The sequence below is a fragment of the Bacillus sp. AP50 genome, from assembly GCF_040492675.1.
Taxonomy (GTDB): Bacteria; Bacillota; Bacilli; order Bacillales; family Bacillaceae_G; genus Bacillus_A; species Bacillus_A cereus.
Genome location: NZ_JBEUTW010000052.1, coordinates 1 through 7,303, shown reverse-complemented (window position 1 = coordinate 7,303; position 7,303 = coordinate 1). Strand labels below are relative to the sequence as shown.

Genomic DNA, 7,303 nt, shown 5'->3' with positions numbered 1-7,303 from the left:
ATATAGGTGAATAGAAAGATAAATTAAAATTTAGTTTCGTAGTTGTAAAAGGAGGTTATTTATATTATTTTCTTATAATTTTCCAAAAAGGAGAGTTTATGAAAAAGATTATTGTTTTTGTATTAACGATATTTATATTATTCCCAGGATTCGCAACACAAAGTTATGCGTTGTCAGATTCGCAATCTGCGGCAATACAAGCGTTGATAGATGATGCCTGTCGTATATCAGGTGTGCCGGGAATGTCAATCTCAATACTTGCTGATGATGAAGTGTTCTACTTTTCTTCAGGGTATGCAGACCGTGAAAAGGGGTTGTCTGCAAGTGAAAATACACTCTATGAGTTAGCCTCTGTCAGTAAAGCTTTTACCGGTATGGGTATTATGCTGTTGGAAGAGCAAGGGCTGCTCTCAATGACTGACCCTGTCCAAAAATATTTACCTTGGTTTACGTTAAAGTATCAAGGGAAACCTGTTGATATGCAAAGTCTTACACTAAATAACTTTCTTCACCATACCAGTGGTCTAACAAATATTAGGCATACTCAAAATATTCCACAAGGCAATACACCGGATATGTTGCAAAAGACTGTGGAAATGCTCGTGGATGCTGAATTGGCGTTCCCTCCCGGTGAACAGTATAACTATGGAACCGTTAATTATGACGTATTGGGTTTGGTTATTGAGATTGTGTCGCGACAAAGCTATGAAGACTTTATGAAGGAACAGGTATTTCAGCCGTTAGGTCTTCACCAGACGTATGTTTATAAAGAAGATGCTCAAGCCACTGGACAGTTGGCACAGGGCTACCGTTCTTCCTTTTTTATGACAACTCCATTTAAAGCTCCGGATTATGCTGGGAATAAACCCGCAGGCTACATCATTTCTAATACAAAAGATATGGCGCGTTGGATGGGCATACAGATGGGTATCGTGCAGGACATACCCGAAATATTTCACACGGTTATCGAAAAATCACATAGGGGTGATATGTCTGTTTCGGCTGTCAACGGTATGTATTATGCGGCAGGCTGGTCCGTAAACGCCGAACAAACGATTATAGAACACACTGGGGGCAATCCAAATTTCAGAACCGAAGTAGCCATACTGCTAAATGAACGAACAGCCGTCTCCTTGCTGAGCAACGGCGCAAATACCAATATAAACATGGTACTAAAAGTTAAAGATATATTAGAGGGCAATCTAACTCAGTCATATGAAATAAGCGGCACACAGCTTTTGGATATCATTTTGTCGTCTATCACAATTATTCTTTGCCTATTGGCCGTTTTGCTATTTCTCTTAGGATTACGCAGAAGGAAAACGAATGAGCGGCAGCCAATGACAAAAAAGAGAATAACCGTAACAGTTATTTTCCTGATCGCTACGATTTCCCTGGGTATACTGTGCTTTCGATTGGTCAACAATACTTATTTGGCAAACATATAGTGTTCTTACAGCTTTGATTTCGTCAGCATTATTAACAGCAAGCATTACATGGTTTGTATACACTCACCGATAAAATACCTCGCTCCCAAGATAAGCATAATGTTAAGTAATTAAATTTCAATTTATCGGTATGCTTAATTTGAAAAACATAAGACACTTCGGTGTCTTTTTTAATATCATCGACAATTTTCCCAGTCAAACCTAATTACTATTGCTTCCACTAACCTGCTCCGTTCGTGGAATAAGGATTTTTAAACAACTATATTATTTTTTAAATGACTTTATTGTAAATTAAACAACTTTATTATTTCTGCACATCTTGCGAATTTTATATTAAAGGTCTTATCCAAAGTTGAGAAAAATCCACATACCCAAAATATTTCATCTTAATATTCGTTAAGTCTGATGAAAAAGGAATTTGACGTGTTTCATAGTATAAGGGAATCATAATAGAGGATTCTATCAGTTCTTTTTCAAGATTCTTATTTAATAAAGGCCACTCTTCAAAATGTGTATGTTTGTATTTAGATAGTTGGTTTCTTAGTGATTTATTTGTTTTTAAAACTTTAGCCAATGGTGAATATCTAGCTGTTAAAAAATAATAAAATGATATCTCTTGATTCATCTCGAATACTTCACCATGAATAAAAAGGTCGACTTGTTCATTAAGTTTTTCATCCCTAAGATAGTTTTCAAATGGAACCCATTTAACTTGAAAAGGTATATTTTCTTTTTCTAAGATATTCATTAACCATTTTGTGGTTGCTTCTGTATACTGAGTAGCTTTTATAATAAGTGGTTCTTTAAATTCAGGACGTTTTCTTTTTGGGATATTGATTTGATGATCTATGTCTTTTAAACAGCTTTTAATATTTGGGATTTTTTGAGAATCATATTCATGAATATGATTTATATTGTTAGCGATAATAGAATGTAAGTAATTACGAACATCTATGTGCTGAATGGAAGAATCGCGCCAAGCATTCATAATTATAACGCCAAAACCGGAATTCCTTTCTACTTGAAAAGTAGAATTACATTTATGGTGTTTGGAAGATTGATAAATAGTATCAAATTCCAGAGGGACTTGAATGAATTCTACTGTATCTAGCAAAGGTCTTTCTTGAAAATAATCATGAAATGCTATCAATGATGTTTTCTCCAGGCTATTCTCTCCTATATAAAAACCACCGCTTCCTATGATTTGACCGTTATTTTCTTTATAAATACTTGTATTTATCATACATAACATTTGTAAACAATAACTACACCCCTTTGGGTAATGTATATCAAGAATTAGTGGTGATACAACTTCTATTTTTTCTATGGGTGCCCATAAGTCTTTATAGTATGTATGACTGCGTAATTTTGAGAGACATAATTTCACATCAGACGCTGTTAAGATGGAGCCATCATGAAATTTTATAGACTTTTTTAAATATAGTCTAAGCGTAGATGGAGTTAAATCCCAACTGTGAGCTATTTCAGGGAATATGTTCCCCTTTTCATCCATATAAACAAGTCGATTAAAAACATTCGCAACAATATGTGCACTATGTACATCGGCAGCCTCGAGCGGATGTGTTGTTAAAAGGGGCTTCCTTCTAGGAATAATTAATTTGTCATCTGAATTATGTATATAGCCAAATTTTGAATGAAACTTAGTCATTAAGCGTAGTTTACTGTTTGGAGACCAATTATATAGTAAATATTTACTACTTTTTTCAACAGGCTGTTGGTCCATAATTTCCATTACTTGTGACTCATAGATTTGTTCTACATTTTTCAACCATTGGAGAGAGGAGGGGTTTCCTCTACCTTTTCCAGGAATGAAAGTTAGCCAACCTTCATCCATCCATTTATGTAAGTAACGTACGGTTTGCTTTGTACTTAAATTTAAAAAATCTGCTAGGTCTTGTATTTTTATATTTCCAGAAGAAAATGATTGCCATAGATTCAGTAAAGTTTTATCCATTTTCCTATCTCCTTTTATAAGTGGACATGTTTTTCTGAAGGTGTCCATTTTTAATTTGATAAGTCTAGTTTAATATAACATTAGACAAGGGGAGGAGATACGATGAATTGGAAAGAATTTGAACAAAATATAAAAGTACGCTTAATTACATCATTTTTTAATCGTGCTGTTACATCAGCAGTAATGCCTTTTATGGCATTGTTTTTTGCTCAAGAAATAAATAAAGTATGGGCTGGTTTATTTTTAATCTTAACGGTTATGTTAAGTTTTTTTTCAAATTTAATTGGAGGTTACATTTCAGATCGATTTCAACGAAAGAAAATCTTATTGTTAACTTCTTTTTCTAGTACTTTGATGTTTTTATTCATGACTTTAAGCTTATATCCGACAGATAAGATGATTTGGTTATTTGCAATCGCTTATGTAGGTTTTATAATAACTAGCAGTCTTGGGCGTCCATCCATGCAAGCTATCATCATAGACTCAACTACACCGAAAAATCGAAAGGCTGTCTATACAATTGACTATTGGCTTATGAATCTTTCTATGGCAATTGGTGCAGCATTAGGTGGTTTTTTATACATTAATCATCAACAAGAGTTGTTTATACTACTGACTTGTGTTTCTGCTACAGTACCGATTGCTTATAAAATTTGGCTAGTTACAGAAGTTAAAGAGTGCTTAGAAAAAAGGCAGGAAAATATAGTACTTGATCTAATTCAAAATTATAAAATTGCTATTCAAGATAGAGCATTTTTAAGAGTTGTAATAGGGTCTACTTGCATATTTGCGGCAGAGTTTTCTTTAAACAGTTATATTGGTGTACGACTTTCAGAAACATTCAATCCAATAAGCATTGGGGACTTTGAAATAGTAGGAGTGAGGATGCTAAGTATTCTTAATATACAAAATATGCTTTTAGTAGTATGTTTAACATTTATTATAAATAAATTTACAGATCATATAAGTGGGAAAAAGGCGTTACTTTTAGGTCTTGTGCTCTATGGGATAGGCTATGTGGCAGTAACATCTTCAAACACTTGGTACGTACTAATTATTTTTAACTTTATTGCTACTGTTGGTGAACTTGTTTACTCACCAATCAGAAATGCAGAACAAGCTAATATGATTCCAGCTGACAAGAGAGGATCATATTCAGCCTTTGCGGGTCTATCAGATATTGGGGCGGACCTAATTGCAAGAATGACTATTATCGTCGGTGCATTCTTAATTCCTACGATGATGTCTGTTTATATTGGTATGATTGTAATAATAGGGGCATTCTTCCTATATAACGGTCTGTTTGTTAGAACTAGTAGTCAATCACAGGAAAGATTGAATAAAATTTCAATATAATATAGTACCTAAAATGAAATATACACTATTCTTTCTATAGAATCGTAGGATAGGTGTGTAAAGAGGGAGTATACAAATTTGGAGGAATTATCATGGTAAAATATATTTCGATTCTTGGTTCAACTGGCTCAATTGGTACGTCTGCATTAGATGTAGTCACTTCTCATCCGGAACATTTTAAAATTATTGGTTTAACAGCAAATCACAATATTGACCTTCTCGAACAACAAATACATACATTTCACCCTCGAATTGTAAGCGTAAGCACAAAAGATTTAGCAGATGCACTTCGGAAGCGAATTTCTACGGACACAAAAGTCACATATGGAACAGATGGATTAATTGAAGTTGCAACTTACCCTGATTCTAATCTTGTATTATCTTCAGTTGTCGGTGTCTCTGGTCTCCTTCCAACAATTGAAGCATTAAAAGCGAAAAAAGATATAGCAATTGCGAACAAAGAAACATTAGTTGCAGCAGGGCATATTGTGACAGATTTAGCGAAACGAAACGGCTGCCGCTTAATTCCAGTAGATAGTGAGCACTCTGCCATTTTTCAATGTTTAAATGGGGAAAATACTCAAGAAATTGAGAGGCTTATTGTTACTGCTTCAGGCGGTGCATTTCGAGATAAAACACGTGAGGAAATGGAAATCTTACAAGCTAAAGATGCCTTAAAGCATCCCAACTGGTTAATGGGAGCAAAACTAACCATTGATTCAGCTACATTAATGAACAAAGGCTTTGAAGTTATGGAAGCACGTTGGTTATTTGATATCCCGTATGAGAAAATTGATGTTTTAATTCATAAAGAAAGTGTTATTCATTCTTTAGTTGAATTTATAGACGGATCCATCATGGCACAGCTCGGTGCTCCTGACATGAGAATGCCAATTCAATATGCATTCCATTATCCAACTAGATTACAATCAAACTATAAAAAATTAAACCTACTAGAGATAGCTAGCCTACACTTTGAAAAACCAAATTTTAAAAAATTCCCTTGCTTACATTATGCGTATGAATCAGGGAAAATTGGTGGTACAACACCAGCTGTCTTAAATGCAGCAAATGAAATTGCAAATGCGCTATATTTACAAAATAAAATTTCGTTTTTTGATATCGAAAAAACAATTTATTCTACTCTTGAAGCTCATCATAGCACTGCAAATCCAGATTTGGAAACAGTATTAGACGCCGATCGTTGGGCTCGTGAATATGCAAACGAATTATTAATTAGAAAATGAAATAAGAGCTAGAAAAGAACTCGTCTTTTTTAGCTCTCCATTTTACGTGTTCTTTTGTTTTTATACATTTACGTTTGTGGAATTGTAAAGAAATGTGTTTAAGATATCGCATGCAGAAGGATTTATAGTAATTATTAGTTATGCTCATTGGGAAAGTCCTTTTTAATTAATATAAGCTATATACGGAATAAAGAAACCTAAAAAAATTGGAGGTAATTATGAAAACTTTCATATATATGGTTAGGCACGGAGATTCACCAAAGTTTGGAAAAGAAGCAACAAGAGGATTAACCGAAAAAGGAAAATTAGATGTTCAACGAATAACAGATATATTACAAGGTGAGGGGATCGACGTTGTTATCTCGAGTCCATACAATCGTTCAATTCTAACTGTTCAGCAGTTAGCGAAGCAAATAGGACAAGAAGTTTTAGTATTTGAAGACTTAAAAGAGAGAATTTTTATTGCTGAAGAGGAACGAATGTCGGATAAAGAATTATTTCCTTTGATAGAAAAGTCATTTTTAGACCCCGACTTTGCTTTAACGGGAGGAGAGTCTAATGTCGACTGTCAGAAACGTGCTATAAAAGTCTTAAAAGAATTATTAAACACCTATCGAGGACAGAAAGTAGTAGTAGGCACTCATGGAGCTATTATGACGTTGATGATGGGGTATTATGACAGTAAGTATGATTTGAATTTTTTACTACAGACATCAAAGCCAGATATATATAGAATGGAATTCAATGGACAGGAATTGGTGGAGGTTAAAAGATTATGGGAAATTTCATAGATTGACTTTATTCATCCATAGCTTTTCCTAGTGACGTGTATTATAAGCAATAGGGTTACTGCGGTAACTCTTTTTCTTATGCCACTGACGGGGGACTGATTTCAAAAATCTAAAAAATTCGGTTTCTTAGCGTACAAAATTCACGTTTTGTTCTTGCTATCCCGAGGTGAAATGGGAGGGGATGTTTTTGAACAGGATATCTTTAAAGCTATTTTTTAAATCAATCCTATTTTTTTTCATATGTGGTATTGTTGTTTTTTCTATATTTCGGATTATTTTTGTCTGGAGTGTTTCGACAGGATTAGGAAGGGATGATATAGTCGGATTTTCTGATAATAAGTATGTAATTGGACGTCCACCTGTTAGCTATAATTTATATAAAAAAGATAGTGGAAAAACTATATTAGATAATGTTATTGGTTATAAAAAGTGGAAAACCAAAAGCTATGTTCGGAATGAAGTTGAATTTGTAGTGATAGATGAGAT

The 7,303-nt window shown here is 34.0% G+C and carries 5 protein-coding genes and 1 pseudogene; 5 read left to right on the top strand and 1 reads right to left on the bottom strand.

Annotation, left to right across the window (positions count from 1 at the left end):
• Window positions 1-98 precede the first annotated feature (98 nt).
• Window positions 99-1,521: pseudogene (locus tag ABWK52_RS05795) on the top strand (serine hydrolase domain-containing protein).
• Between the two features lie 255 nt (window positions 1,522-1,776).
• Here the strand turns inward: ABWK52_RS05795 and ABWK52_RS05790 are convergent.
• Complete coding sequence (locus ABWK52_RS05790; RefSeq protein ID WP_000361822.1) at window positions 1,777-3,423, bottom strand: ABC transporter substrate-binding protein; 1,647 nt, start codon at window positions 3,421-3,423, stop codon at window positions 1,777-1,779.
• A gap of 102 nt (window positions 3,424-3,525) precedes the next feature.
• On the opposite strand from ABWK52_RS05790, the gene ABWK52_RS05785 reads away from it, so the two are divergent.
• The 4 genes from ABWK52_RS05785 to ABWK52_RS05770 form a co-directional block, all read left to right on the top strand.
• A complete protein-coding gene (locus ABWK52_RS05785) occupies window positions 3,526-4,779 on the top strand; it encodes an MDR family MFS transporter (protein WP_078214453.1) in 1,254 nt (417 codons plus the stop codon).
• Between the two features lie 92 nt (window positions 4,780-4,871).
• A complete protein-coding gene (locus ABWK52_RS05780) occupies window positions 4,872-6,026 on the top strand; it encodes a 1-deoxy-D-xylulose-5-phosphate reductoisomerase (RefSeq protein WP_098542463.1) in 1,155 nt (384 codons plus the stop codon).
• Window positions 6,027-6,244: 218 nt separating this feature from the next.
• Complete coding sequence (locus ABWK52_RS05775) at window positions 6,245-6,817, top strand: histidine phosphatase family protein (RefSeq protein WP_078214455.1); 573 nt, start codon at window positions 6,245-6,247, stop codon at window positions 6,815-6,817.
• Between the two features lie 187 nt (window positions 6,818-7,004).
• The coding region (locus tag ABWK52_RS05770) for a hypothetical protein (protein ID WP_353771892.1) at window positions 7,005-7,303 on the top strand (299 nt) is incomplete at its 3' end.

Bases quoted from the DNA above. Each gene is read 5' to 3' on its own strand.
- ABWK52_RS05785 (WP_078214453.1), top strand. From the start codon at position 3,526: ATGAATTGGAAAGAATTTGAACAAAATATAAAAGTACGCTTAATTACA.
- ABWK52_RS05790 (WP_000361822.1), bottom strand. From the start codon at position 3,423: ATGGATAAAACTTTACTGAATCTATGGCAATCATTTTCTTCTGGAAAT.
- ABWK52_RS05775 (WP_078214455.1), top strand. From the start codon at position 6,245: ATGAAAACTTTCATATATATGGTTAGGCACGGAGATTCACCAAAGTTT.
- ABWK52_RS05780 (WP_098542463.1), top strand. From the start codon at position 4,872: ATGGTAAAATATATTTCGATTCTTGGTTCAACTGGCTCAATTGGTACG.